Consider the following 24,204-nt stretch of genomic DNA (forward strand, 5'->3'; position numbering starts at 1 on the left):
ATCAGCGCGACAGCGAGAGCGCCGTCCGGGACTGGTCGGCGATCTCCAACTCCTCGTCCGTCGGGACCACACAGACGGGGATACGGGCGCCGTGCGGGGAGATCACCTCGTCGCGGCGCTCGTTGCGTTCCGGGTCGACGCTGATGCCGAGCGGGTCGAGGCCCGAGAGCGAGGCCGCCCGGACGACCGGCGAGTTCTCCCCGACGCCGGCGGTGAACGTGATCGCGTCGACCCGGCCCAGCACCGCCAGATAGGCCCCCACATATTCGCGGATCCGCCGGCAGTAGACGTCGAAGGCCAGCGTCGCGTCCGGGTCGCCGGCCGTCCGCCGCTCCAGCACCGAGCGCAGGTCGTTGACCCCGGTCATGCCCTGCAGCCCGCCGTGCCGGGTCAGCGAATTCTCGATCTCGTCGAGCGGCAGGCCGGCCACCCGGTGCAGATGGAAGATCACGGTCGGGTCGATGTCGCCGCTGCGGGTCCCCATCACCAGGCCGGGCAGCGGGGACATGCCCATCGAGGTGGCGACGCTGCGGCCGCCCTCGACCGCGCACGCGCTCGCGCCGTTGCCGAGGTGCAGGGTGATCACGTTGGTCTCGGCCGGGTCGCGGCCCAGCAGCTGGGCCGTACGGCGCGAGACGTACGCGTGGGAGGTGCCGTGGAAGCCGTACCGGCGGATCTGCCAGCGCTCGGCCAGCGACTTGTCGATGGCCCAGGTGACGCCCTCGGGCGGGATCGTCGCGTGGAACGCCGTGTCGAAGACGGCCACCTGTGGCACGTCGGGCAGCAGCTTGCGGGCCACCTCGATGCCGGTCAGCGCGGCCGGGTTGTGCAGCGGCGCCAGCGGCACCAGCGCCTCGACCCGCGCGACCACCGCGTCGTCGATCACCGTGGGTCCGGTGAACTCGGCACCCCCGTGCACCACCCGGTGACCGACCGCGGCCAGCCCCTCCAGGTCGATCTCGTCCATGATCCCCTGAAGCGCGGCCCGGTGGTCGGCCACCTCGCCGCCGCTCTCGCCGATCCGCTCGACCAGCCCCTTGGCCACCGTCGCGGCCCCGTCGAACAGCCGGTACTTCACCGACGACGACCCGCTGTTGAGCACCAGCACCCGGCTCATCGCGCCGCCGCCTGGATCGCCGTGATCGCCACTGTGTTCACGATGTCCTTCACCGTCGCGCCGCGGGACAGGTCGTTCACCGGCCGCCGCAGGCCCTGCATGACCGGCCCGACGGCGACCGCGCCGGCCGACCGTTGCACTGCCTTGTAGGTGTTGTTGCCGGTGTTGAGGTCGGGGAAGATCAGCACCGTGGCCTGGCCGGCCACCTCGCTGCCGGGCAACTTGGTCGCGGCCACCGCCGGATCGACCGCCGCGTCGTACTGGATCGGCCCCTCCACCGGCAGATCGGGCCGGCGCTCCCGCACCAGCGCGGTGGCCGCGGCGACCTTCTCCACGTCGGCGCCCGCCCCGGAACTGCCCGTCGAGTAGGACAGCATCGCCACCCGCGGCTCGATGCCGAAGGCGGCCGCCGTCTGCGCCGACGAGAGCGCGATGTCGGCCAGCTGGGCCGCGTCGGGGTCGGGGTTGACCGCGCAGTCGCCATAGACCAGCACCCGGTCGGCCAGCAGCATGAAGAACACGCTGGACGCCACCGACACCTCCGGGACCGTCTTGATGATCTCGAAGGCGGGCCGGATGGTCGCCGCCGTCGTGTGGTTGGCACCCGACACCATGCCGTCGGCCAGGCCCTCGGCCACCATCATCGTGCCGAAGTAGTTGACGTCGCGGACCACGTCGTACGCCAGGTCGAGCGAGACGCCCCGCTTCTTGCGCAGCTCGGCGTAGCGCTCGGCGAAGTCGTCGCGCCACGGGCTGTGGGCCGGGTCCACCATTTTCGCCGCCCCGATCTCGACACCCAGCTCGCGGGCCCGCCGGGCGATCTCGGCCGGGTCGCCCAGCAGGGTCAGATCGGCCACGCCGCGCCGCAGCAGCGTCTCGGTGGCCCGCAGGATGCGCTCGTCGGTGCCCTCGGGCAGCACCAGGTGGCGGCGCTCGGCCCGGGCCCGGTCGATCAGGTCGTTCTCGAACATCAGCGGCGTGACCCGGCTCGACCGCGCCACGTCGAGCACGCGGGTCAGCTCGGCCGTGTCCACGTTCTCCTCGAACGCGCCCAGCGCCGCCTCGATCTTGCGGGGCGTGCCCGTGCCCAGGCGGGCCTGGATGTGCGAGGCGGCCGCGATCGTGTGGTAGCTGTCGCTGTCGACCAGCAGCATCGCCAGGCCGGTGTTGAGCCGCTCGATGACCCGTACGACGCGCGGGTCGGGCGGCTCACCCAGCGTCAGCACCAGCCCGGACAGCGTCACGTTGCCCGCCGCGTGCGCCGCGCTCGCGGCCAGCAGCAGGTCGGCCCGGTCGCCCGGCGTGATCATCAGCGCGCCGTCGGTCAGGTGGTCGAGCACGGTCGGCACGTGGGCGGCACCGACGACGTAGTCGAGCACGTCACGGTCGAACGCGCCCTCGCCGCCCGACACCACCGTGGCATCGAGCGCCGCCGCGACCTCGGCCACGGTCGGCGCGGCGACGGCGGCCACGGACGGGATCGACCACATCGGCACCGGCAGACCGGCATCGGAGCGGAGTTTTTCCGTGACCCGGTTGGCGATCACCGCGACGACCGTGGCGTCCAGGTCGGCGAGCGAGTGATAGGCGCTGCGAGCGGTAGCCGCCAGTGATTCCGCGCCACGTCCCTCACCACTGATCACCGGGATCACGACGCTGCCGAACTCGGTCGCCAGCCGCGCGTTGAACCCCAGCTCACGCGGGATCTCGTCACGTTCCTTGGCCCCACCGGCGGCGAAGTCGCTGCCGATCACCACCACCGAGGCGGCCCGCCGCTCGACCTCGCGGTAGCGCTCGACGATCCGCGAGATCAGCTCTTCCCACTTGCCGTCGGCGACCAGGGCGCTCGCTTCGGCCGTGGTGACGCCGTAGGAGTCCGCATAGGGCGCGACCACCGGGTAGCGCTTGGTCAGCAGCGTGAGCAGCGGATCGTCACCGTCGCCGGCAACCAGCGGACGGAACACCCCGATCCGCGCGACCTGCCGGGACAACAGTTCGACCAGCCCGAGCGCGACGGTGCCTTTGCCGACACCGGGGCCCAGACCCGCCACATAGACGCTTCGTGCCACGGGTTCAACCTACCGGCCGGTGCGGTGCCGCGCCGGGCCGAAAGTCCTAACTCCGGATGACGTCGGGCCCCTCTGCGCAAGATCAAATGCATGATGTCCCGGCTGGGTGGTGGGTGGCCGTGGCTCCTGCTCAGGCTGCCGAACCTGAAGATCAAGTGCAGGATGTCCCGGCTGGGTGGTGGATGGCCGTGGCTCCTGCCCAGGCTGCCAAACCTGAAGATCAAATTCATGATGTCCCGGCTGGGTGGTGGGTGACGGACCGTCGCTCCCGCGGGGGCCGCGGCGGCTTTCGCTGGCCGCTGGCGCGTCCAGAACGCGAAACCCACCACGGCGACGTGCGTGAGCGGTGGCGCTCACCCCAAAAACTCGATCACCCACAGCCGAGTGGCCACACGGAGCCCTCCTGGGCTGGCGGCGAAATCCGGACCGCGCCTCGCTCCCACCTCCACTACCGAACTGGCGGCTAGCACGAAGTTGCCGAGCGCGGTGCGTTGTCCACAGTTCCGGGTTGTCCACAGGGCAGACATAAGGCGCGCGCAGAGATCGACAAATCTCGTCACAATGGGTCGTGGCGGGGGTCCCCCAGGGAGGGCGGGTCTCTGGGGAGGTGGGTCTCTGGGGAGGTGGGTCTCTGGGGAGGGCGGCTTTCTGAGGAGGCGGTCCCTGGGAGGGCTGCGTGGCGACGTGCGGTCCGTGTGTGGGGCGGTCGCTATCGTCGCGGGCGCGAGTGTTCGTTTTGGCGGGGGCGTAGCGATGACAGTCGTGTTGGGGCCGTATCCGTTGTGTGCGGCCTGCCGGCTGACCAACGGTGGGCTGATCGCCGTTCGGCATCGGCAGGTTCATCTGCGGGCGCACGGCAAAGAGGCCTGCGTCGACCGTGGCCTGGCCGGGCTCCTGACCCATCTGTGGGCGGTGTGCGACACCCGGAGTTGCTGCGAGGACGATGACGGGGACGCCTACGTGGTGCCGACCGCGGACACCCTCGACGCGGCCGTGGAGATGCTGAGCGCCCTCCGTCTTGAGCCGGCTGTGACCGACGGCGTTGTCTCGTTCCCGGTGTGGACCACGTTCCGGCTGGATGATGCCGCATGGGTGCGGCAGCGGCTTTCGGGGCGATCCCGGCCGGCCGCGGTCTGGCGGGTGAACGAGAGCGGGGTCTTCGAACGCTCCGATCCGGCCGACAGTGCCGAAGACTGAAACCGACGCCAAGCGGTGTTCGGGGTCAGCGCAACCGCTCACGCACGTCGCCGTGGGGGGTTTCGCGTTCTGGACGCGTCAGCGGCCAGCGAAAGCCGCCGCGGCCCCCGCGGGAGCGACGGTCCGTCACCCACCACCCAGCCGGGACATCCTGCATTTGATCTTGCGCATGGGGATGGTCCGACGCACCGCCCAGGACTTATGAAGGCGACTGCAGGTGGCGCAGATACGCCTGCGGGGAGTCGAGGAAGCCGCGCCAGTGGGACACGATGTCCAGGTCGGCCCACTGGGTGCGGCGGATGCCGTGGGCGCCCAGCTCGAGCACAGTGGCGCCGGGTAGGGCGGTCAGCAGCGGGGAATGCGTGGCCACCACCACCTGCGAACCGGCCGCGCGCAGCTCGTCGAGGCGCGAGAGCAGACCCAGCGTCGACGTGAACGACAGGGGCGCCTCGGGCTCGTCCATCAGGTAGAAGCCGTAGCCGCGGAACTTGCGCTCCAGGATCTCCAGGAAACCCTCGCCGTGGCTCTGGTCGTGCAAGCCGGCGTCGGGGTTGGGGCCGGTCAGGCTCTCCAGGCTCTCCAGGTAGGTGTAGAGCCCGTGTGTCGTCTCGGCCCGCAGGAAGTACGCGTTGGCGCGGCGGCCGGGGGTGCGGATCACCCGCAACGCCGCGCCCAGCGGGGACTCGGTCGCGCGGGTCGAGTGCATGGCGTCGCGGGAACCGCCCTCGGGGTTCAGGCCGTGGGCGGTCGCCAGCGCCTCCACCAGGGTCGACTTGCCGGAGCCGTTCTCGCCGACGAGGAACGTGACCCCGGCCGGGATGTTCAGACCGTGGTCGAGCACCGCCCGTACGGCGGGGATCCGCGCCCACCACGCCGACCGGTCGATCAGGGCGTCGGCGTGGAGTTCGACGCGGCGGATCGGGCGGGACTCGGCGGACCTACTCGTCATCCTCGTCGTCGGCGCGGGCCAGCCAGGTGGCGAAGCGCTCGATCGGGGTCTCGAACTCGGGGTTCTGGTCGACGAAGGTGCGCAGCTGGTCGCCCAGCCACTCCAGCGTCACGCTTTCCTCGCCGCGCCGGTCGACGAGCTCCTCGATGCCACGATCGGTGAAGTACATGACCGGATAGTAAAAGGGGGCGCCCCGCCGCAGCGGAGCGCCCCCTTCACGATGAGATCACGGACGCGGCAGCGCGGCCTCGATCAGCGCCGACTGCTCGGCCTCGTGCATCTTGGCCGAACCCACCGCCGGGGCGGCCGCGGCCGGGCGCGAGATGCGCCGCAGGCGGACCCCCTCGAGGTGTTCGAGCAGGTTGAGCGCGACGAACGACCAGGCGCCCTGGTTGGCCGGCTCCTCCTGCACCCAGACGAAGTCTTCGGCGTTCGGGAACTGGGCCAGAACCGCCTTCAGCTCGTCGACCGGGAGCGGGTAGATCTGCTCCATCCGCACGATCGCGGTGTCGGTGATGCCCCGCTCGGCCCGGGCCTGGAACAGGTCGTAGTAGACCTTGCCCGAGCAGAGCAGCACCCGCTTGACCGAACCGGCGTCGAGCGGCGAGCCGTTGACGCCGGCGTCGCCGATCACCGGCTGGAACGTGCCCTGGGTGAAGTCGGCGACCGACGACACCGCGAGCTTGTGACGCAGCAGCGACTTCGGCGAGAAGACCACCAGCGGCTTGCGCTTGGGCGACAGGGCCTGGCGGCGCAGCAGGTGGAAGTAGTTGGCCGGGGTGGTCGTGTTGGCGACGCGCATGTTGTCCTGCGCGCAGAGCTGCAGGAACCGCTCGGGGCGGCCGGAGGAGTGGTCGGGACCCTGGCCCTCCTGGCCGTGCGGGAGCAGCAGCACCAGCGACGACTGCTGACCCCACTTGACCTCGCCGGACGAGATGAACTCGTCGACGATCGACTGGGCGCCGTTGACGAAGTCGCCGAACTGGGCCTCCCAGAGGACCAGCGCCTCGGGGTTCTCGACCGAGTAGCCGTATTCGAAGCCCATCGCCGCGTATTCGCTGAGCAGCGAGTCGTGCACGAAGAAGCGGGCCGAGCCGGTGGTCAGCGTGGACAGCGGCAGGAAGTCCTTGCCGGTCTTGGCGTCGACCACCGAGGCGTGCCGGGAGACGAACGTGCCCCGGCGCGAGTCCTGCCCGGCCAGCCGCACGGTGACGCCCTGGGCCAGCAGCGAGCCGAACGCGACCAGCTCGCCGAAGCCCCAGTCGATGCCGCCCTCGGTGCCCATCTTGGCCCGCCGCTCGAGCAGCTGCTGCACCCGCTTGTGCGGGGTGAAGCCCTCGGGCAGTTCCAGGTGGGCCTGGCCGACCGCGCCCACGGTGGCGGCGTCGATCGCGGTCTCGACCTCGGGCTCGGGCTCCTCCGAGATGACCCGCGGGCGGGGCGGGGTGCCGGCCGCGTCCCGGGTGGCCTTGAAGACCTGCTCCAGCTGGGACTGGTAGTCGCGCAGCTGCTCCTGGGCGTCGTCCACGGTGATGTCACCCCGGCCGATCAGCTCCTCGGTGTAGAGCTTCCGCACCGAGCGCTTCTGGTCGATGATCTCGTACATCCGCGGGTTGGTCATCGAGGGGTCGTCGCCCTCGTTGTGACCGCGGCGGCGGTAGCAGACCAGGTCGATCACGACGTCCTTGTTGAACGCCTGGCGGTATTCGAAAGCGAGCTTCGCGACCCGGACCACGGCCTCGGGGTCGTCGCCGTTCACGTGGAAGATCGGCGCCTGGATCATCCGGGCCACGTCGGTCGAGTACATCGACGAACGGCTGTATTCCGGGGCGGTGGTGAAGCCGACCTGGTTGTTGACGATCACGTGGACCGTGCCGCCCGTGCGGTAGCCGCGCAGCTGGGAGAGGTTGAGCGTCTCGGCCACCACGCCCTGACCGGCGAACGCGGCGTCACCGTGCACGAGCACGGGCAGCACCGTGTAGCCGTGCAGGCCCAGGTCGAGGCGGTCCTGCTTGGCGCGGACGATGCCCTCGAGCACGGGGTCGACGGCCTCGAGGTGGGACGGGTTGGCCACCACGCTGACGGTCGTCGAGTTCTCGCCGTCGGGCGTCGTGTACTTGCCGGACTGGCCCAGGTGGTACTTGACGTCGCCGGAGCCGTGGGCCGACTTCGGGTCCATCTGACCCTCGAACTCGTTGAAGATCTTCTCGTACGGCTTGCCGACGATGTTGGCGAGCACGTTGAGCCGGCCGCGGTGGGCCATGCCGATGACCATCTCGTCGAGACCGGCGTCGGCCGACGACTCGAGCACGGCGTCGAGCAGCGGGATCAGCGACTCGCCGCCCTCGAGCGAGAACCGCTTCTGGCCGACGAACTTGGTCTGCAGGAACGTCTCGAACGCCTCGGCCGCGTTCAGCCGGTTGAGGATGTGCTTCTGCTCGTCCGAGTCGGGCTTCGTGTACTTGATCTCGATGCGGTCCTGGATCCAGCGCCGCTCCTCGGGGCCCTGGATGTGCATGTACTCGATGCCGACGCGGCGGCAGTACGTGTCACGCAGGACGCCGAGCACGTCGCGCAGCTTCATCCGCTGCTTGGCCGCGAACCCGCCGACCGGGAACGTGCGGTCGAGGTCCCACAGCGTGAGGCCGTGCTGCAGCACGTCGAGGTCGGGGTGGCGGCGGATCTCGAACTCGAGCGGGTCGGTGTCGGCCATCAGGTGACCGCGGACCCGGTAGGCGTGGATCAGCTCGACGACCCGGGCCGCCTTGTCGATCTGGCCCTCGGAGGTGCGGGCGACGTCGCGCACCCAGCGGACCGGCTCGTACGGGATCCGCAGCGAGGTGAAGATCTCGTCGTAGAAGTCGTGCTCGCCGAGCAGGAACTCGTGCATGGCCTTGAGGAACTCGCCGGACTGCGCACCCTGGATGACCCGGTGGTCATAGGTGCTGGTCAGCGTGGTGACCTTGCTGACGCCGTGCTCGGTGAGGGTCTCGTCGCTCATGCCGGAGTAGGGCGCCGGGTATTCCATCGCGCCGACGCCGATGATGGCGCTCTGACCGGCCATCAGACGCGGGATGGAGTGGACCGTGCCGATGCCGCCCGGGTTGGTGAGCGAGATCGTGGTGCCCGAGTAGTCGTCCATCGTCAGCTCGTTGCGCCGGGCGCGGCGGACGACGTCCTCGTAGGCCTGCCAGAACTTGCGGAAGTCCATCCGCTCGCAGTTCTTGATGGACGGCACGACCAGCGTGCGCGAGCCGTCCTTCTTGGCCAGGTCGATCGCGATGCCGAGGTTGATGTGTTCGGGCTGCACCATCGCGGGCTTGCCGTCGACCTCGGTGAACGAGTTGTTCATCTCGGGGTGCTGGGCGACCGCGCGCACCAGGGCCCAGCCGATGAGGTGGGTGAAGCTGACCTTCCCGCCCCGCCCACGGGCGAGGTGGTTGTTGATGACGATGCGGTTGTCGACCATGAGCTTCGCGGGGACGGCGCGCACCGACGTGGCGGTCGGCACCTCCAGCGAGGCGTCCATGTTCTGCACGATCTTGGCGGCGACGCCGCGCAGCGTGGTGACCTTGGCGCCGTCGGCCTTCCCGTTCGCGGCGGCGGGCGCCGGCTTGGCGGCCGGCTTGGGTGCGGGCTCCGGCTTCTTGGTGGGAGCAGACTCCGTGGTGGGAACAGTCGGCTTGACCGGTGCGACCGTGGCCGCCGCCGGGGCGTCGGTGCCGGCGCGGGCCGCGGATGCGGTCGCGTTGGCGGCCTTCGCCTCGTCGGGCGTCACGATCGAACCCGTGGCCATCGCGGGCTTGTAGTCGGCGAAGAAGTCGTGCCAGGCCGGGTCGACGCTGGTGGGGTCGGCCAGGTAGCGCTGGTACATCTCGTCGACGATCCACTCATTCGGCCCGAAGTCCGCGAGTGGGTTCTCGTGCGAAGTCTGCTGGGTCGACACTTCCGTGTTCGCCTCTTTCACCATGTTTGTCAGCACGCGACTGGTTCGTCACATGGGACGGGAAGGATTCGGCATCCAGGCTACGCCGTGGATCCGGGCGAACATTCTCCCATGGTCCGGGGTGTGACCCGTTAGCTGATGTCCCGTCGCTTCGTCAGCCAGGTGCCGAAGAAACCGAGGACCGCGGCGTAGCCGATCAGCACGACTGCGCCGACCCACTGCGGCGGGCTGCCGGGCAGATCGGTGCCCGAGATCATCAGCTGCGAGGCGGTCGTCGGGACGATCACCTGGAGGTTGTTGATCCACTCGGCGACGTACTCGCTGAGCAGGAAGAAGATGAGCCCGATGGCCGAGGTGCCGACCACGTAGGTGATGCCCAGGATCAGCGTGGCCGCGATCTGGCTGCGGATCAGCACGCCGGCGCCGACCCCGAGGACGCCCCACAGGACGAAGGCGAGCGCGTTGAGGCCGATGGCCCGCCACACCGCCGGCTCGCCGAGCTGGGCGCCGAGGTCGAGGTTGCTCAGGATCAGCGGCACCACGATCAGGTTGAGGACCGTGGTGAACAGCCAGACGGCGAGGCCGATGATGATCGCTGCGCCGAACTTGGCCAGGATGACGGCCTCGCGGCGCGGCGTCGTGAGGAACGTGGTGGTCGCCGTGAGGTGGAAGAACTCGCTGGTCACGATGATGGCCGCGAGCAGCAGCACGACCAGCACGCCGAAATACTGGCCGCTGGTGTAGAGGTTGGTCGCGATGTTGATCGGCTGGAGCGAGGCCTCGATCTGCGCGCTCTGGGTGTCGGTGACCCCGGCGTCGTCGGGGACGGTGGTGATGTTGGCGTTGGCCCAGTTGACCAGCACGCTGGCCGCGTACAGCGGAACCAGGATGATCGCCATGATCCACCACAGCGAGGTTGTGCGGACCTTGAAGAGCTCGGCGTTGACCAGACTCATCGGATGCCCGCCTTTCCGGCCGTGAGCTGCAGGAAGACCTGTTCGAGATCGCCGCGCTCGGCGGACAGCTCGTGCAGCTCGACGCCGGCCGCGAAGGCCGCGTGGCCCACCGCGGCGATCTCGGCGCCATGCACCAGCAGGGCGCCGTCGGCGGTGGGGGTGACGGTCGCGTTCAGCTCGGAGAGCGCGGCGCTCAGCTGCTCGGGCTGCGGCGAGCGCACCTTGACCTGCACGCCGCCGCTCATGTCGCCCAGCACCTCGTCGACCGGGCCCTGCCGCACCAGCTTGCCCGCGGCCACGATCACCACGTCGTCGGCCAGCAGCTGCATCTCGCCCAGCAGGTGGCTGGAGACCAGCACCGTACGGCCGTCGGCGGCGAGCGACTTGAGCAGGTCACGCATCCACCGGATGCCCTCGGGGTCGAGGCCGTTGGCCGGCTCGTCGAGGATCAGCACCCGGGGGTCGCCCAGCATGGCGGCCGCGATGCCCAGCCGCTGCTTCATGCCCAGGGAGTAGCCCTTGAATTTGCGACCGGCGGCCGGGGTCAGGCCGACCAGCTCGAGAACCTCGTCGGCGCGGGTGTCGGGCAGGCCGGCCGCGCGGCAGATCATCCGCAGGTGGTTGCGGCCGGTGCGGCCGCGGTGGGCGCTGGAGGCCTCGAGCACCGCGCCGACCTTGCGGACGGGGTCGGTGAGGTCGGTGTAGCGCTGGTTGCCGAAGGTCGCGGTGCCGGCGGTCGGCGTGACCAGGCCCAGCAGCATGCGCAGCGTGGTGGTCTTACCGGCGCCGTTGGGGCCCAGGAAGCCGGTCACCCGGCCCGAGCGGACCCGGAAGGACAGGTCGTCGACGGCACGAAGTTTCTTGTACTGCTTGGTGAGGCGATCGACGACGATCTCGTCGGTGCCGGGCGCGGTCATCGACGATGCTCCCTTCCCCCGGTTGCGGAAAGGTCAACTTACTAGGTCGTGGCGATCCATGTGGCCCTGGCCTTGGCCACGGGCGTGCCGTCGGCGGCGTAGACCGTCGAGAGCACCATCGCCTTGCGCCCGGAGAAGCCGGTCGCCGCACCGACCACGACACAGGTCGACCCGGGCTCCGGCAGCGCGTCGGCGACGACCGCGATCCGTCCGAGCACATAGGTGCGCCCGTTGCGCAGGGCCGTCCAGCCGCCGGGGCAGTCGAGCGCGGCCCAGACGACCCTCAGATCGGCCTCGGCGGGCACGACCCAGGGCGCGGCCGTACGCCCGTCGGGCAGTGGACCGGAGAAGATGCGCAGCCCGTCCGGCCGTTCGGGCCCGCAGACGTAACAGGTGGGGAAGGGGTGCCGGGTGAAGCCCTCGTACGCCTCGGCCGCCTCGACCGCGACCGCCAGACCGACCGGGGTGACGGCCGGGATGTCGCCCTCGGCCGCGGTCACGGTCGCCACCAGCGTGTCGCCGTCGTGCACCGCCCCCTCGGCGAAGGTCAGCTCGGTCTCGAGCGGCGGCGGCACCCGCAGGGTCACCTCGAGCGCCGGCCCACCGATGCGAGCCCCGGCCTCGACCGCGAACGCCCCGGCCGACCACCCGCCGTTGCCGGAGCCGGGCGGGCCGTTGAAGCGCTCAGAAATCCTCATCCGGGAAGGCTCGCACAAGCCGTTCATTTTCCCGCCATGAATCGCCTCCTGAGGCGACATTCCATCGGCAGGTATCGCCCTTACACACATCACATGGCCGTTCTACTGACTGCCGCCGCCCCCACCGGGACCAGCGGCTACACCCTGCTCCTGGCCGACGAACCGGGCCAGGTCGCCGCCGCCCAGCGGCTGCGCCACGACGTGTTCGCCGGTGAGCTGGGCGCGACCCTGCCCGGCGCCACCCCCGACGGGCGCGACGTCGACGAGTTCGACGACTTCTGCGACCACCTGATCGTGCGCGACGACGCGACCGGCGCCGTGGTCGGCACCTACCGGATGCTTCCCCCCAAGGCCGCCGAACGGGCCGGTCGCCGCTACGGCGACGGCGAGTTCGACCTCTCCCCGCTGCACCCGCTGCGCGACCAGCTCGTCGAGACCGGCCGCTCGTGCGTGCACCCGGACCACCGCTCCGGCTCGGTGATCAACCTGATGTGGGCCGGCATCGCCCGCTACCTGCACCTGAACAACCTGCGCTGGCTGGCCGGCTGCGCCTCGGTGCCGCTCGACGACGGCGGCGTGACCGCGGCCGGCGTCTGGGCCCGCGTGCAGGCCAAGCACCTCTCGCCGCCCGCCCTGCGGGTCGCCCCGCGCCGCGACTGGCTGGCCGAGACTCCGCTGACCGGCGACCCCAGGATCCAGCCGCCGGCGCTGCTCAAGGGCTATCTGCGGCTGGGCAGCTGGGTCTGCGGCCGGCCCGCCTACGACCCGGACTTCAACTGCGCCGACTTCTACGTGCTGTTCTCGATGGACCGGCTGGACCCGCGTTACCGCCGGCACTTCCTGGGAGCCGCGCGGTGATCGCCGCGCTCTGGCAGCCCGTCTCCGGCTGCGGTGACCACTGCCGCGACGGCGCCGACCGGCACCCCGCACCCGGCACGGCCACGCTGCGCATGATCGTCCTGGCCTTCGTCCTGATCGGCGGCCTCCTGATGGTGCCGTTGCTGCGCGGTCCGGCCGTACGCGGCCTGGCCCGCACCATGCTGCGGGTGCTCGGCATCCGGGTGGTGCGCCGGGGTCCCGCGCTGCGGCCGGGCAGCCTGATCGTCGCCAACCACGTCTCCTGGCTCGACATCCTGGTGCTGATGGCGGTCGCGCCGATGCGCCTGGTGGCCAAGGGTGAGGTCGGCGCGTGGCCGGGCATCGGATCGCTGGCCGGGCTGTCCGGGGCGATCTTCATCGACCGGTCGCGGCCCAAGGCGCTGCCCAGCACGGTGGCCGAGGTGGCGGCGGCGCTGCGGGCGGGCCGTACGGTCGCCGCCTTCCCCGAGGGCACGACGTTCTGCGGCGTCAACCGGGGACAGTTCCGGCCGGCCCTGTTCCAGGCCGCGGTCGACGCGGGCGCGCCCGTGGTGCCGGCCTCGATCAACTACGACTCCACGGCGGCGGCCTTCATCGGCGACGACACCCTGTTCGCTTCGGTACGCCGGGTGGCCGCGCTACGGTCGCTGACGGTGACCGTGGTGACCGCGCCCGCGCTGCGGCCCACGCCGGGTGCCGACCGCCGGGCGCTCGCCCGCGCTGCTCAGGCCTCCATGGGAGTGGGCGGATACCGGCTGGCGGCGTGACCCGGCCCTCCTCAGCCTGGGAAGTCTTACAGAAAACTTTCAGCTTCCGTGCAGGCGGGGTGCAGCGGGTTGATAAACAATGGTGCCCATGGCCGCCCAGACCCAGCCCAAGCAGAGCGAGGCGAAACTGCTCGTCGTCGAGGACGACGCGAACATCCTCGAGCTGCTCTCCGCCAGCCTTCGCTTCGCCGGTTTCGACGTGAGCACCGCGACGAGCGGCAGCGCGGCGGTCAGCGCGGCGAAGAACACCACCCCCGACCTCGTCGTGCTCGACGTGATGCTGCCCGACCTCGACGGGTTCGAGGTCATCCGGCTCATGCGCGAGGGGGGCCAGCGCACCCCGGTCGTCTTCCTGACCGCCCGCGACGGCACCGACGACAAGATCCGCGGTCTGACGCTGGGCGGCGACGACTACGTCACCAAGCCGTTCAGCCTCGAGGAGCTCACCGCCCGCATCCGGGCGGTGCTGCGCCGCACCACCCAGGGCGACGACGAGCCGTCCCGCCTGGTCTTCGCCGACCTCGAGCTCGACGAGGAGACCCACGAGGTCTACCGCGCCGGCCAGCGGGTCCAGCTGTCGCCGACCGAGTTCAAGCTCCTGCGCTATCTCATGCTCAACGCCAACCGGGTGCTCTCCAAGGCGCAGATCCTCGACCACGTCTGGAAATACGACTTCCGCGGCGACGACAACATCGTCGAGTCCTACATCTCGTACCTCCGCCGCAAGGTCGACAACGTGCAGCCCCGCCTGATCCACACGCTTCGCGGGGTGGGTTACGTGCTGCGCAAGCCAGCCGTCTGAGCCGCCGGCCGTGACGCTCACCGAGCGGGTCCGCAACTCGATCCCGCCGCAGCCGAGCCTGCGAAAGGTCTCGCTGCGCATCAAGCTGGTGGCGTCCGTCCTCGTCCTGGTGTTCGCGGCGCTCACCGCGATCAGCGCCGCCAGCACCTACGCGCTGCACAACTACCTGCTCGACCGCCTCGACACGTCGCTGTCGATCTATGCGGTGACCATCGCCAAGGCGCGCGTCGGCTCCAAGATCCCGGTGCCCAATGACTACTACGTGTCGTCCAGCAGCGTCGACGGCGTCCGGTCGGAGAGCCCGATCGTCGGCGACCTCAACCTCGACCCGGACGACACGCCGCCGCTGGTCAAGGGCTTCAACAACGTCAACGCGCTGCTGGGCGAGCCCTACACGGTGCGCTCGCCCAGCGGTGACGTCACGTGGCGGGTCGTGCTCGTCGTCGACGAGTGGGGCCAGGTCATCCAGGTCGGCGAGAAGCTGTCGGTGATCGGTCTCGCGGTCAACCAGATGGTCTGGGTCGATCTGCTGGTCGGCGTCGGCGTGCTCATCGCGCTGGCCTCGATCGGGGCCGCCATCGTGCGGCAGAGCCTGGTGCCGTTGCTGCAGATCGAACGCACGGCGGCCGCCATCGGGGCCGGCGACCTCACCCAGCGCGTGCCCGATCCCGAGGCCCACGACGGCGAGCCCCAGACCGAACTCGGGCGGCTGGCCAAGGCGCTCAACGCGATGCTGGCCCAGATCGAGGCCGCGTTCAGCGCCCGGGCCCAGTCCGAGGCGGCGGCGCGTGCGGCCGAGGCGGTCGCGGTCGAGGCGGCCGACCAGGCCCAGGCGTCCGAGGCCCGGGCGGTGCAGTCCGAGGGCAAGATGCGCCAGTTCGTGGCCGACGCGTCGCACGAGTTGCGCACGCCGCTGACCACCATCCGGGGCTTCGCCGAGCTCTACCGACAGGGTGCGGTCACCGATCCCGACGACGTCGCCAAGCTCGTCCGCCGCATCGAGGACGAGGCCGCCCGCATGGGCCTGCTCGTGGAAGACCTGCTGCTGCTGGCCCGGCTCGACCGGGAACGCCCGCTCACGCTGGCGCCGGTCGAGCTGCCGGTGCTCGCGCTCGACGCGGTGCAGGCGGCCGAGGCGTCGGCGCCCGAGCGCACCATCGAGCTGCATGTCGAAGACTCGCCCGAGCGCCTGGTGGCCTACGGCGACGACGCCCGGCTGCGCCAGGTGATCGGCAACTTGATGACCAACGCTTTGGTCCACACCCCGCCCGACGCCAAGGTCACGTTGAGCCTGCGGGCCGGCGCCGGTGACGAGGCGGTCGTCGAGGTGTCGGACACCGGTCCGGGGCTGAGCGAGCAGCAGACCGCGCACGTCTTCGAGCGGTTCTACCGGGCCGATGAGGCCCGCACCCGGCGCACTGGTCAGACGGCCACCGGCACCGGCCTGGGCCTGGCCATCGTGGCCGCCATCGTCCGCGCCCACGACGGCCGGGTCGAGGTGCTGAGCGAGCCGGGCCGGGGGGCCACCTTCCGGGTGACGCTGCCCACAGTGCTCCGCGAGGTGCCCGCGGACGACGATTCACCTTCGAGTGACCACTGAGCCGCCTGAACTGTCGCTGAGTGTCGGCGGGGCTCGGCCGCCGTCGAAACGGAGTGGTCGCCGGCCTCGCGGCGCCGCCGACCGCCCGCCCACGGCGGCTTGCTGACCGTGGACCGGTCGTGGGGCCGCCGCGACGGGGGTCCGTCCGGCATCGACCGAACCGGATTCCCCGGTGGCCGCCACTCACAGAATTCCTTCAGGCGGTCTACAGGTCGGGCCTAGCGGTGTGAGGCAGGCTAGAGCCCATGAACGAGAACGAGACCGACCCGCGCCCTACGGACGCCTCCTCTGAGAGCAGCAGCCCGGAGCGGGGACAGTCTGAGCAGCCGACCGCCGTGCAGCCCGCCGCGCCCCAGCCGCCGGCGGCGCCGCACGCCCCCCAGTGGGCACGGCCGGTGTCGAGCGCTCCCCAGCCGAGCGTTCCGCAGTCAGCTGCCCCGCACTCGGGTGTTCCGCAGTCCGCTGCTCCCCAGTCCGGTGTTCCGCAGTCCGCTGTTCCGCAGTCCGGCGTCCCGGTGACAGGCGCCCCCCAGTGGAACCAGCAGCCGCATCATCCCCAGCAGTCGCCCTGGCAGCAGGCGGGCTATCAGCCGGGCCACCCCGGCTACCCGCAGCAACCCCAGCCGAGCTATCCGCCCTACGGCGCCTATGCGGGCGGCTGGGAGGGCGCGACCCAGGCCCAGCACCAGGGCCAGCACCAGACGCAGCCGCTCGGCATCGAGGGCCAGGCCTGGAGCGAGGGCCAGACCTGGTCGACGAGCGCCCACGGGCAGCCCGCCTGGGCCCAGCCGGTCGGCCAGCAGCCGCCGCGCAACCCGGGCCGGGGCCGCAAGATCTTCGTGGCCGGCGCGGCCGCGGTCGTCATCGCGCTCGCCGCCGGCGGTGTGGGTGCGGCCACCGCGCTCGCGTTCGACGACGGCGGCTCGTCCCCGTCGGTGCAGACCGGCAACTCGTCGGTCACCCGGGTGGTCGACCGCTCGTCGCTGGCTCAGATCGCCGCCGCCGTGCAGGACAGCGTCGTCTCGATCACCACCGGCAGTGGTGAGGGCTCCGGCGTCGTGATTTCCGGCGAGGGCTTCATCGTCACCAACAACCACGTGGTGGCCAGCGCCCAGGGCAAGTCGGTCACGGTCATCTTCGCCAACGGCACCAAGTCGACCGCCACCATCGTCGGCACCGACGAGCGCACCGACCTGGCCGTGGTCAAGGTCTCGGGCGTCTCCGACCTCAAGCCGGCCACCTTCGGCAGCAGCGCCAAGATGCAGGTCGGCGACACCGTGCTCGCGATCGGCAGCCCGCTCGGCCTCGAGGGTTCGGTCACCGCCGGCATCATCAGCGCCAAGGACCGCACGATCACGTCCAGCAGCGGCGACCAGGGTCAGGGCCAGGAAGACCCGTTCGGCCAGCAGCAACAGCAGCAGCAGGGCTCGTCCACCACGATGTCCGGCCTGCTGCAGACCGACGCGCCGATCAACCCCGGAAACTCGGGCGGGGCCCTGGTCAACACGAACGGCGAGATCATCGGCATCAACTCGGCCATCGCCACCCAGGGCAGCGGCACCGGCAACATCGGCCTGGGCTTCGCGATCCCGAGCGACAAGGCCAAGCAGGTCGTCAACGACCTGATGGCCGGCAAGAAGGTCAGCCACCCGGCGCTGGGCGTCAGCGTCACCGCCGCCGAGAACGGCGGCGCCCTGGTCAGCCAGGTCACGCCGAACAGCGCGGCGGCCAAGGCGGGCCTCCAGCAGGGCGACGTGATCACGTCGGCCGACGGGAAGGCCGTCGGTGACTCCGAAGACCTCATCGCGGCCGTTCAGGGCGGCAAGGTCGGCCAGCAGATGGTCGTCCAGTTCACCCGTAACGGTGAGAAGAAGGAGGTCACGGTCACGCTGACCGAGGCCCAGTAGAAAAGCTTTGCCCTGCTGTTACGGCGGGTGGTGTGCCAAGGGGGTTGGCGCGCCACCCGCCGTACGTTTGTACGGCGCTAATCTCCGACTTCCGGAGGAATCATCTCTTTTCCCCCGGGGGACTCGCCATTGTGCTCGTGGACCGCCTAATCTTCCTTCGCCATCGGCGGTTTCCCGGCAGTGAGAGGCACCAGGTTGACCTACGTCGAGACCCGGATGAACGTCTGGGAGGCGCTGGCAGGGCGCGCTCCCGGTGAGCCGTCCGGCCCGGCGGATCCCGGGCTGTGGGGTGCGGTCGTCGACCGCCTGAACCCCACCAGCGCCCGTCCCGTGCTCCGTGCCGGAGTCGAATACGTGCAGCTCACCGGCGCACGCGGCGGCGACTACATCATGCTCCGCTCGCCCGACGACGGCGAGCGTGCCAGCTATCTGCGCCTCACCCCCGAGGAGTGGGAGCTCGCGCTGCTGATGGACGGCGAGCACACGGTGGCCCGCCTGGTCGCCGAGTTCGCCCGCATCGCCGGCCGCCTCGCCCCCGACCAGGTGCGCCGCGTCGTGGCCGACCTGGCCGGCAACCGCATGCTCGACGAACTGCCGATGGACGCGTTCCGCCCCCTGCAGGAGCTGCGCCGCAAGCCGGTGGGCGAGCGCGTCGGCAACTCGCTGCTCGCCGCCGCCCGCGGCCGCAAGATGCTGCTGCTCAACGTGGACGGCCTGGTCACCGCGCTCTACCGGGCGGGTGGCCGGTTCTATTTCACCAAGGCCGTCGGCGTCGTCACCGCCGTGCTCACCGTGCTCGGCCTGGGCCTGTTCGTGGCCACGTGGACGCGCGGCAGCCGCTCGTTGTTCCTGACCGGCGACTCCTATCTGGTCGGCGCGATCACCCTGATCCTGCTCAACCTGCTCGTGGTCGGGGTCCGCGAATACGCCCGGGCCATGGCGGCCAAACACTCCGGCCGCGAGGTGCCGGCTGCCGGCTTCCTCGTCTGGTTCGGGCTGCCCTCGCTGTTCGTCGACACCAGTGACGTCTGGATGGCCGGCCGCCGGGCCCGCCTGCTCGTCTCGGCCGCCGGGCCGCTGAGCGCGCTGCTGCTGGGCGGCCTGGCCCAGCTGGTCGGGTTCGCCCTGCCCCCGGTCGCCGACCTGGCCTTCAAGCTCGCCTTCCTGTGCTACCTGAGCGCGTTCGTCCACCTCAGCCCGCTGCTGCCGCTCGACGGGCAATACCTGCTGATGAACTGGCTCGAGATCCCGCAGCTGCGCAACCGGGCGCTGGCCTGGGTGAGCGGCCGCCTGCGGGGCCAGCCGCCGCAGTGGGGCAAGCTCGACCGCGAGGGCCGCCTGATCGCCCTGTACGGCTTCCTGGCCGTCTGCTGGCTCGCCGCCGCCGCCAACGTGGCCGTCCGCATCTGGGAGGACAGGCTCTCCGGCGTCGCCACCGGACTGTGGCACGAGGGTGTCGCCGGGGCCCTGCTGCTGATCGCCGTGATGCTCGGCCTGGCCGCGCCGATCGTCTACTTCCTCGTCGGCCGGTTCACCCGGTGGTGGAGCCTGTCCCGGCTGCGCCGCGCCGAGAACGACCGCGAGGCCGACAGCCCACGCCGGCTGGCCGCTCTGCGGGCGTCCGACCTGGGCGGCCTGCCCGAGCCGGCGCTGCAGGGCCTGGCCTCCCGCGCCCGCTGGGTGCACCCGCCCACCGGCCGCCAGGTGGTCAGCGCCGGCGGCGCCCAGCAGGCCGTCTTCGTGGTGGTCGAGGGTGCCCTGGAGGCCCGCCGCCCCGGCGACCCGCCCGGCACGATCCGCCACCACGTCGGCCCCGGCGCCGTCGTCGGCCTGGTCAACGCCATCACCGGCCGGTCCACCCAGCTCGACTGGCACACCGCGGGCACGACCCTGCTCTCGATCCCGACCGCCACGGTGGCCACTGTGGTCGGTCCGCTGCCCGGGCCGCCGCCGCAGGACCGGGCCGAGGCCGAGGCGCTGTTCGCCGACACCCCGGCCCTGGCCGGCCTCGCCACCGACCAGCGGCTCGCCCTGATCGCCTCGGCCCACCCGGTCGACCTCGACCCGGGCGCGCCGGTGATCCTGCCCGGCCCCACCCACGCGGTGGTGGTCGAGAGCGGCGTCATCGCGCTGCCCGACGGCATGGAGCTGCGGCGGGGCACCCTCGTCGGCCCGGTCGGCGACGGCAGCCCCGGCATGGTGGCCCAGACCATCACCCCCGTGCGGCTGTGGGTCCTGCCCGACGCCTCCGACCTGCCGCCGCTGGTCGGCGCCACCCACCGCCCCGGCTCGCCGATGCCGGTGGTCTCCGTGAAGGGCTCGCTGCGTCCCGGCGCTCCCGGCGGTGCCGCCTACCCGCCGCTAACGCTCCCGCCCGGCCCGCCCGACGGCCACGCCGACCCCGCCGTCGACGGCAAGTTCGAACGCGGGCTCATCTGGCTGGTGGTCGTGCTGCTGACCGTGGCCCTGTTCCTCACCGGCCTGTCGTTCCGCCCCGGCCCGGCCTGGGCCGAGATGCCGGCCGACCGGGTGCTGCTCACGATCGAGCAGGGACTGGTGACGGCGACCTTCGACGGCGCACCGGAAAACCTGTCCGAGGGCGCCCGGCGCTACCTCGACCAGGGTGAGGTGATCGAGGTGCCGTCGCGGGCCTCGGCCAAGCTCACGTTCGCGGGCGGGGCGACCACGCTGCTCTGCGCGAACACCCGGCTCGGCATCGGCAACCTCAGCACCGGCGGTGGTCGCGACCAGACTCCGCGGGCGGCCGTCTCGCTGCAGAGCGGCCGGGTGCTGGCCGGCACCGGCAGCACCAGCGGCGCCTACAAGCCGCTGGCCCTCAGCGTCGACCGCGACGGCGGAACGGTGACCAACGCCGGCGCCGCCTGGTATTCGGTCGAGCCGGTGGCGGTGGTCGTGTCGCAGGGCGCGGTCGCGATCGACGGGCAGGTCAGCGCGCCCACCGGCAAGCAGCTGGCCTGCGCCGACGGGGTGCCGGTGGAGGCGCCGCCGTCGAGCAGCCCCGAGCCGCTGCCGAGCGACCTCCTACCGTCCGATCTGGAATCGATCAATCCGTCGATCGCCCCGAGCGCGTCGGTGTCGCCCAGCGCTACTGTAGTCACACCGTCACAGACCGCTGATCCCGACGAGGATGACAACCCCGGCCCGACCGACGATCCCACGACGAACCCGACGACGACCCGGCCGCCGACCGAGCCGACGGCCCCGCCGACGACCAACCGGCCGCCGACGACGTCGCCGACCAACCCCAGGCCCCCCACAACGCCTCAGACGACGCCCCCCACCACGCCTCCGGAAACGTCCGAACCGACTCCGGAACCCGAGGTGACGTCCACGGATCCGACCTGACGTGGGGGCGCTGTCGTGGCGTCCGTACGTCAGGAGGTTCGATGCTCTGCTGGTTCTGCGCCGAGTCGGCGCGGGCGAGCTGCCGCTTCTGCGGCCGCGGTGTCTGTGCCGACCATGCCCGTTTCGGTCCCTACCTCCTGCAGGTGAGCCGCTCCGAGACGAGGCGGAGGGCGGAGGCCCTGGTGGTGGACGACGCGGTGCAGTGCGGCACGTGCCGGCCACGTCCGCACGCGGTGGCCATGCCGGAACTGGACTAGAGGCCGTACCTTCAGGGAATGGCTCGCAACGACGGCTACGAAGACCTGGGCGCCTGGTCGGAGTTCGGCACGGTGAGCGGCATGGTCGCCGGGCGCACCTCGGAGAACCTCGTCACCGACGTGCACACCGGCTTCGGTGACCGTCCCGACGCCCTTGACCTCGACGGCCTGCCCGACGTCACGCTGGGCGCGAGCGTCGCGCAGGCCGCGATCGACCTGGCGCCGCCCGAGGGCTACGACAACACGGTCGACGCCGACGGCGACGGCACCGACGACGCCGCCGTCTATCTGGGCCGTGCCGACGGGGGTGTCGACATCCTGGTCGACGCGGACGGCGACGGCCGGGTCGACTTCGTCGGCACCGACACCGACCTCGACAACCGGGTCGACTACGCCGACTACGACAAGGACCGCGACGGCGTCTTCGAGAAGCGCATGTTCGACGACGACGGCGACGGCTTCCTCGACCGCTCGGAGTGGCTGCACGGCGGCAGCTGACGGCCGGCCGGCAACGTCATCGGTCGCGCGTCAGGTCTGCCACATCTGCTCGGCGTTCAGGATGCGACCGCCGTCGATGTCGAACTTGACCAGCTTCCTGGTTCCGCGCACCGACCTGAGGAACCGGTCCATGCTGACCGTCTTCCAGCCCTGCTCGGCAACGATGATCTCGTAGTGGCCGCCGGGGTCGGCGCCCAGCCAGCGCAGACGTGGGTTCTTGTTGCGGATGTAGTACTCGAGGCACCAGATGCCGTCCCGCGGCTCGCGGTCCTGCTTGCAGGCCCGTTGCGCCTTCTCCCACTCGAAGAACTCGACCAGGTCGAAGGTCACCCGATTTCCCTTGTACGCCTTCACGTAGGCGTACTGGGTGCCGTAGAGGTCGGTGGCAGGCCGGTTGGGCACCGGGTGGGGTTGTTTCTTCTTCTTCTTCTTCACCGGCGTCTTCGTGGTCACCGGCGCCTTCTGCGGCGCGGGCAGTTTCCTGGGCGCCGGTTGTGTGGTCGCGGTGGTCGGGTCGGGGGCCGCGGTGACGTCGGCGACGACGCGGCAGGCGGCCAGCGGCAGGAGCAGCGCGATCGAGGTCGCGACGGCGGCGGTGCGGTTCCGGAGAGCTGAAGTAGTCATGCCAGGCAGGGGCGCGCCGACGGGCCGCGATACCGTCTGTCGCGGAGCCGACCGGCCCGGTTTATGCCGTGAGCTGATTCGCCCAGAGGGGAATCGGTGGGCGGAAGACGCTCGCTGAGGAAAGCTGGGAGACGTCGAACGGCCGGTCGGGTTCCGGCTCCACCGGCGGATGCGAGAGGGTGTTGTCATGACTGTTGACGAGTTGACGATGCGGGGCGGCGGCGCATCCTTCGATGACCAGGTGTTCGAGCGGCTCCTGCGGGAGCGCATCATCTTCCTCGGCAGCGAGGTCAACGACGAGGTGACCAACCGCATCTGTGCCCAGATGCTGCTGCTGGCCTCGGCCGACAGCGAGAAGGACATCGCGCTCTACATCAACTCGCCCGGTGGCTCGATCAGCGCCGGCATGGCGGTGTACGACACGATGCAGTACATCAAGAACGACGTGGCGACGATCGCCATGGGCATGGCGGCCTCGATGGGCCAGTTCCTGCTCTGCGCCGGCACCCCCGGCAAGCGGTACGCGCTGCCCCACGCGCGCATCATGATGCACCAGCTCTCCGGCGGCATCGGTGGCACCGCGGCCGACATCGCCATCCAGGCCGAGAGCATGCTGCACATCAAGCACGTGATGAACGAGCGGATCGCCTTCCACAGCGGTCACACGCCCGAGGAGATCGAGCGCGACTCCGACCGTGACCGCTGGTTCACCGCCCAGCAGGCGAAGGACTACGGCCTGGTCGACCACGTGATCAGCAAGGCGGCCGAGGTCGGCACCAACTCCGCACTGGTCTGACCTGCGGTTCTCCGGCCTTTTCGACGGGCTCGCGGCTTCGGCCGCGGGCCCGTTGTGTCGTCCGCGACAGTTTCGGGTAGTAGCGCTGTCATCCCCGAATCTGTCAAGGAGGTGCTGGACGTGAGGATCCCGACGTTCTCCCGCCAGACCACTAGCGATACCACGGAGACTCCCGCGCGCCCGGCGACCACCGGCACTGTGACCCGGCCGCGGGACGACAACACGACCGAGGTCCGGCCCACTCCCGTCCGCCCCCGGCGCGACGAGGAGGACACGCTGACCGACCTTCCCCCGGCCCCGCCGGCGGCGTCGCGGCGCACCGAGCCGCCGCCCCCGCCGTCCGCCGTCACCACCCGCCCGTCCGGCACCGCCACCGTCGATCGCCCGTCCGACAAGGACGTCCCGGTGGCCGCCGGGCCCAAGCCGCGCGCCAGCTTCCTGGCCACGCTCGGCCTGATCCTCGGCGTGGCCTCGGTGCTGCTGGTGCTCTCCGGGCCGCTGCTGGGCTATGGCATCGGCGTCGCCGGCCTGGCCCTGATCCTGTCGCTGAGCGGCATCCACGCGACCGGCAAGCGCCACGTCGCGGGCAAGACCGACGCGCTGCTGGGCATGGTTCTCTCGCTCGGCGCGATCGTGCTGGGTGTGCTCGCGCTCACCGGCTCGCTGAACTGGCTCGGCACCGACGTGCAGCCGGTCAACAGCCTGCGGGAGTGGCTTGACGCACAGTTCGTGAACCGCTTCTGACGGTTTACGTCCGGCAACAGTCGGGTATCAGACATTCGCGGTCGGCGGTTCGCCGAACTCGCTACCGGAACCGGGACTGGTCGCACACCAGTCCCGCCCCGGGACCGGTCCGGCGGTTCGCCGGCAACACTTCGCC

At 70.9% G+C, this 24,204-nt stretch carries 20 protein-coding genes; 11 read left to right on the forward strand and 9 right to left on the reverse strand.

The window, feature by feature from the left end; genetic code table 11:
* Position 1: 1 nt before the first annotated feature.
* Complete coding sequence (locus JIG36_RS37220) at positions 2-1,117, reverse strand: acetate/propionate family kinase (RefSeq protein ID WP_203381140.1); 1,116 nt, start codon at positions 1,115-1,117, stop codon at positions 2-4.
* The gene (gene pta, locus JIG36_RS37225; RefSeq protein ID WP_203381141.1) at positions 1,114-3,186 is read right to left on the reverse strand and encodes a phosphate acetyltransferase; all 2,073 of its coding nucleotides are present in this window, start codon (positions 3,184-3,186) and stop codon (positions 1,114-1,116) included. The genes JIG36_RS37220 and pta overlap by 4 nt, the downstream gene beginning before the upstream one ends.
* Positions 3,187-3,939: 753 nt before the next feature.
* Here pta and JIG36_RS37230 point away from each other — a divergent pair.
* Positions 3,940-4,383: a hypothetical protein gene (locus JIG36_RS37230; RefSeq protein ID WP_203381142.1), complete on the forward strand. Its 444-nt coding sequence runs from the start codon at positions 3,940-3,942 to the stop codon at positions 4,381-4,383.
* Between the two features lie 199 nt (positions 4,384-4,582).
* On the opposite strand, the gene JIG36_RS37235 is transcribed toward JIG36_RS37230, so the two are convergent.
* From JIG36_RS37235 to JIG36_RS37260, 6 genes are all read right to left on the reverse strand, one after another.
* Positions 4,583-5,332 carry an AAA family ATPase gene (locus tag JIG36_RS37235; RefSeq protein ID WP_203381143.1) on the reverse strand — a complete coding sequence of 250 codons (750 nt, stop codon included), beginning with the start codon at positions 5,330-5,332 and terminating at the stop codon, positions 4,583-4,585.
* On the reverse strand, positions 5,322-5,501 hold the full coding sequence (locus JIG36_RS37240; protein WP_203381144.1) for a DUF6104 family protein: 180 nt from the start codon (positions 5,499-5,501) through the stop codon (positions 5,322-5,324). Before JIG36_RS37240 ends, JIG36_RS37235 begins: the two co-directional genes overlap by 11 nt.
* A 57-nt stretch (positions 5,502-5,558) precedes the next feature.
* Positions 5,559-9,278: a multifunctional oxoglutarate decarboxylase/oxoglutarate dehydrogenase thiamine pyrophosphate-binding subunit/dihydrolipoyllysine-residue succinyltransferase subunit gene (locus JIG36_RS37245; protein ID WP_203381285.1), complete on the reverse strand. Its 3,720-nt coding sequence runs from the start codon at positions 9,276-9,278 to the stop codon at positions 5,559-5,561.
* Positions 9,279-9,409: 131 nt separating this feature from the next.
* Positions 9,410-10,234: an ABC transporter permease gene (locus JIG36_RS37250; RefSeq protein ID WP_203381145.1), complete on the reverse strand. Its 825-nt coding sequence runs from the start codon at positions 10,232-10,234 to the stop codon at positions 9,410-9,412.
* On the reverse strand, positions 10,231-11,151 hold the full coding sequence (locus tag JIG36_RS37255) for an ABC transporter ATP-binding protein (protein WP_203381146.1): 921 nt from the start codon (positions 11,149-11,151) through the stop codon (positions 10,231-10,233). Before JIG36_RS37255 ends, JIG36_RS37250 begins: the two co-directional genes overlap by 4 nt.
* A 41-nt stretch (positions 11,152-11,192) precedes the next feature.
* A complete protein-coding gene (locus JIG36_RS37260) occupies positions 11,193-11,849 on the reverse strand; it encodes a hypothetical protein (protein WP_203381147.1) in 657 nt (218 codons plus the stop codon).
* 93 nt (positions 11,850-11,942) lie between these two features.
* Here JIG36_RS37260 and JIG36_RS37265 point away from each other — a divergent pair, with 93 nt between their 5' ends.
* The 8 genes from JIG36_RS37265 to JIG36_RS37300 all read left to right on the forward strand — a co-directional run bounded on the left by JIG36_RS37265 (position 11,943) and on the right by JIG36_RS37300 (position 21,904).
* The gene (locus tag JIG36_RS37265; protein WP_203381148.1) at positions 11,943-12,707 is read left to right on the forward strand and encodes a GNAT family N-acetyltransferase; all 765 of its coding nucleotides are present in this window, start codon (positions 11,943-11,945) and stop codon (positions 12,705-12,707) included.
* On the forward strand, positions 12,704-13,474 hold the full coding sequence (locus JIG36_RS52690; RefSeq protein WP_307873062.1) for a lysophospholipid acyltransferase family protein: 771 nt from the start codon (positions 12,704-12,706) through the stop codon (positions 13,472-13,474). Before JIG36_RS37265 ends, JIG36_RS52690 begins: the two co-directional genes overlap by 4 nt.
* 88 nt (positions 13,475-13,562) lie before the next feature.
* Positions 13,563-14,276 carry a response regulator transcription factor gene (locus tag JIG36_RS37275; protein ID WP_127497738.1) on the forward strand — a complete coding sequence of 238 codons (714 nt, stop codon included), beginning with the start codon at positions 13,563-13,565 and terminating at the stop codon, positions 14,274-14,276.
* A 10-nt stretch (positions 14,277-14,286) separates the two neighbouring features.
* A complete protein-coding gene (locus tag JIG36_RS37280; protein WP_203381149.1) occupies positions 14,287-15,876 on the forward strand; it encodes a sensor histidine kinase in 1,590 nt (529 codons plus the stop codon).
* Between the two features lie 245 nt (positions 15,877-16,121).
* A complete protein-coding gene (locus tag JIG36_RS37285) occupies positions 16,122-17,783 on the forward strand; it encodes a S1C family serine protease (RefSeq protein ID WP_203381150.1) in 1,662 nt (553 codons plus the stop codon).
* A 195-nt stretch (positions 17,784-17,978) separates the two neighbouring features.
* Positions 17,979-21,149 (forward strand): cyclic nucleotide-binding domain-containing protein, encoded by a 3,171-nt coding sequence (locus JIG36_RS37290; RefSeq protein WP_203381151.1) that lies wholly within the window; start codon positions 17,979-17,981, stop codon positions 21,147-21,149.
* A gap of 41 nt (positions 21,150-21,190) precedes the next feature.
* Entirely contained in the window at positions 21,191-21,406 is a 216-nt protein-coding gene (locus tag JIG36_RS37295; protein ID WP_203381152.1) for a hypothetical protein, read from the forward strand.
* A gap of 18 nt (positions 21,407-21,424) precedes the next feature.
* Entirely contained in the window at positions 21,425-21,904 is a 480-nt protein-coding gene (locus JIG36_RS37300; RefSeq protein ID WP_203381153.1) for a hypothetical protein, read from the forward strand.
* A 30-nt stretch (positions 21,905-21,934) separates the two neighbouring features.
* Here the strand turns inward: JIG36_RS37300 and JIG36_RS37305 are convergent, their stop codons facing one another.
* Positions 21,935-22,528, reverse strand: a complete 594-nt coding sequence (locus tag JIG36_RS37305; protein WP_203381154.1) for a hypothetical protein — start codon at positions 22,526-22,528, stop codon at positions 21,935-21,937.
* A 187-nt stretch (positions 22,529-22,715) separates the two neighbouring features.
* Here JIG36_RS37305 and JIG36_RS37310 point away from each other — a divergent pair, with 187 nt between their 5' ends.
* A complete protein-coding gene (locus JIG36_RS37310) occupies positions 22,716-23,324 on the forward strand; it encodes an ATP-dependent Clp protease proteolytic subunit (RefSeq protein ID WP_203381155.1) in 609 nt (202 codons plus the stop codon).
* A gap of 198 nt (positions 23,325-23,522) precedes the next feature.
* Positions 23,523-24,068, forward strand: coding sequence for a hypothetical protein (locus JIG36_RS37315; RefSeq protein WP_203381156.1), 546 nt, complete (start codon positions 23,523-23,525; stop codon positions 24,066-24,068).
* Positions 24,069-24,204: the final 136 nt, after the last annotated feature.

It is taken from the genome of Paractinoplanes ovalisporus, from assembly GCF_016834655.1.
Classification (GTDB): Bacteria; Actinomycetota; Actinomycetes; order Mycobacteriales; family Micromonosporaceae; genus Actinoplanes; species Actinoplanes ovalisporus.

Bases quoted from the DNA above. Each gene is read 5' to 3' on its own strand.
- JIG36_RS37260 (WP_203381147.1), bottom strand. From the start codon at position 11,849: ATGAGGATTTCTGAGCGCTTCAACGGCCCGCCCGGCTCCGGCAACGGC.
- JIG36_RS37300 (WP_203381153.1), top strand. From the start codon at position 21,425: ATGGCTCGCAACGACGGCTACGAAGACCTGGGCGCCTGGTCGGAGTTC.
- JIG36_RS37275 (WP_127497738.1), top strand. From the start codon at position 13,563: ATGGCCGCCCAGACCCAGCCCAAGCAGAGCGAGGCGAAACTGCTCGTC.
- JIG36_RS37235 (WP_203381143.1), bottom strand. From the start codon at position 5,332: ATGACGAGTAGGTCCGCCGAGTCCCGCCCGATCCGCCGCGTCGAACTC.
- JIG36_RS37265 (WP_203381148.1), top strand. From the start codon at position 11,943: ATGGCCGTTCTACTGACTGCCGCCGCCCCCACCGGGACCAGCGGCTAC.
- JIG36_RS37295 (WP_203381152.1), top strand. From the start codon at position 21,191: ATGCTCTGCTGGTTCTGCGCCGAGTCGGCGCGGGCGAGCTGCCGCTTC.
- JIG36_RS37285 (WP_203381150.1), top strand. From the start codon at position 16,122: ATGAACGAGAACGAGACCGACCCGCGCCCTACGGACGCCTCCTCTGAG.
- JIG36_RS37240 (WP_203381144.1), bottom strand. From the start codon at position 5,501: ATGTACTTCACCGATCGTGGCATCGAGGAGCTCGTCGACCGGCGCGGC.
- JIG36_RS37310 (WP_203381155.1), top strand. From the start codon at position 22,716: ATGACTGTTGACGAGTTGACGATGCGGGGCGGCGGCGCATCCTTCGAT.
- JIG36_RS37250 (WP_203381145.1), bottom strand. From the start codon at position 10,234: ATGAGTCTGGTCAACGCCGAGCTCTTCAAGGTCCGCACAACCTCGCTG.
- JIG36_RS37220 (WP_203381140.1), bottom strand. From the start codon at position 1,117: ATGAGCCGGGTGCTGGTGCTCAACAGCGGGTCGTCGTCGGTGAAGTAC.
- JIG36_RS37230 (WP_203381142.1), top strand. From the start codon at position 3,940: ATGACAGTCGTGTTGGGGCCGTATCCGTTGTGTGCGGCCTGCCGGCTG.
- JIG36_RS37255 (WP_203381146.1), bottom strand. From the start codon at position 11,151: ATGACCGCGCCCGGCACCGACGAGATCGTCGTCGATCGCCTCACCAAG.
- JIG36_RS37305 (WP_203381154.1), bottom strand. From the start codon at position 22,528: ATGACTACTTCAGCTCTCCGGAACCGCACCGCCGCCGTCGCGACCTCG.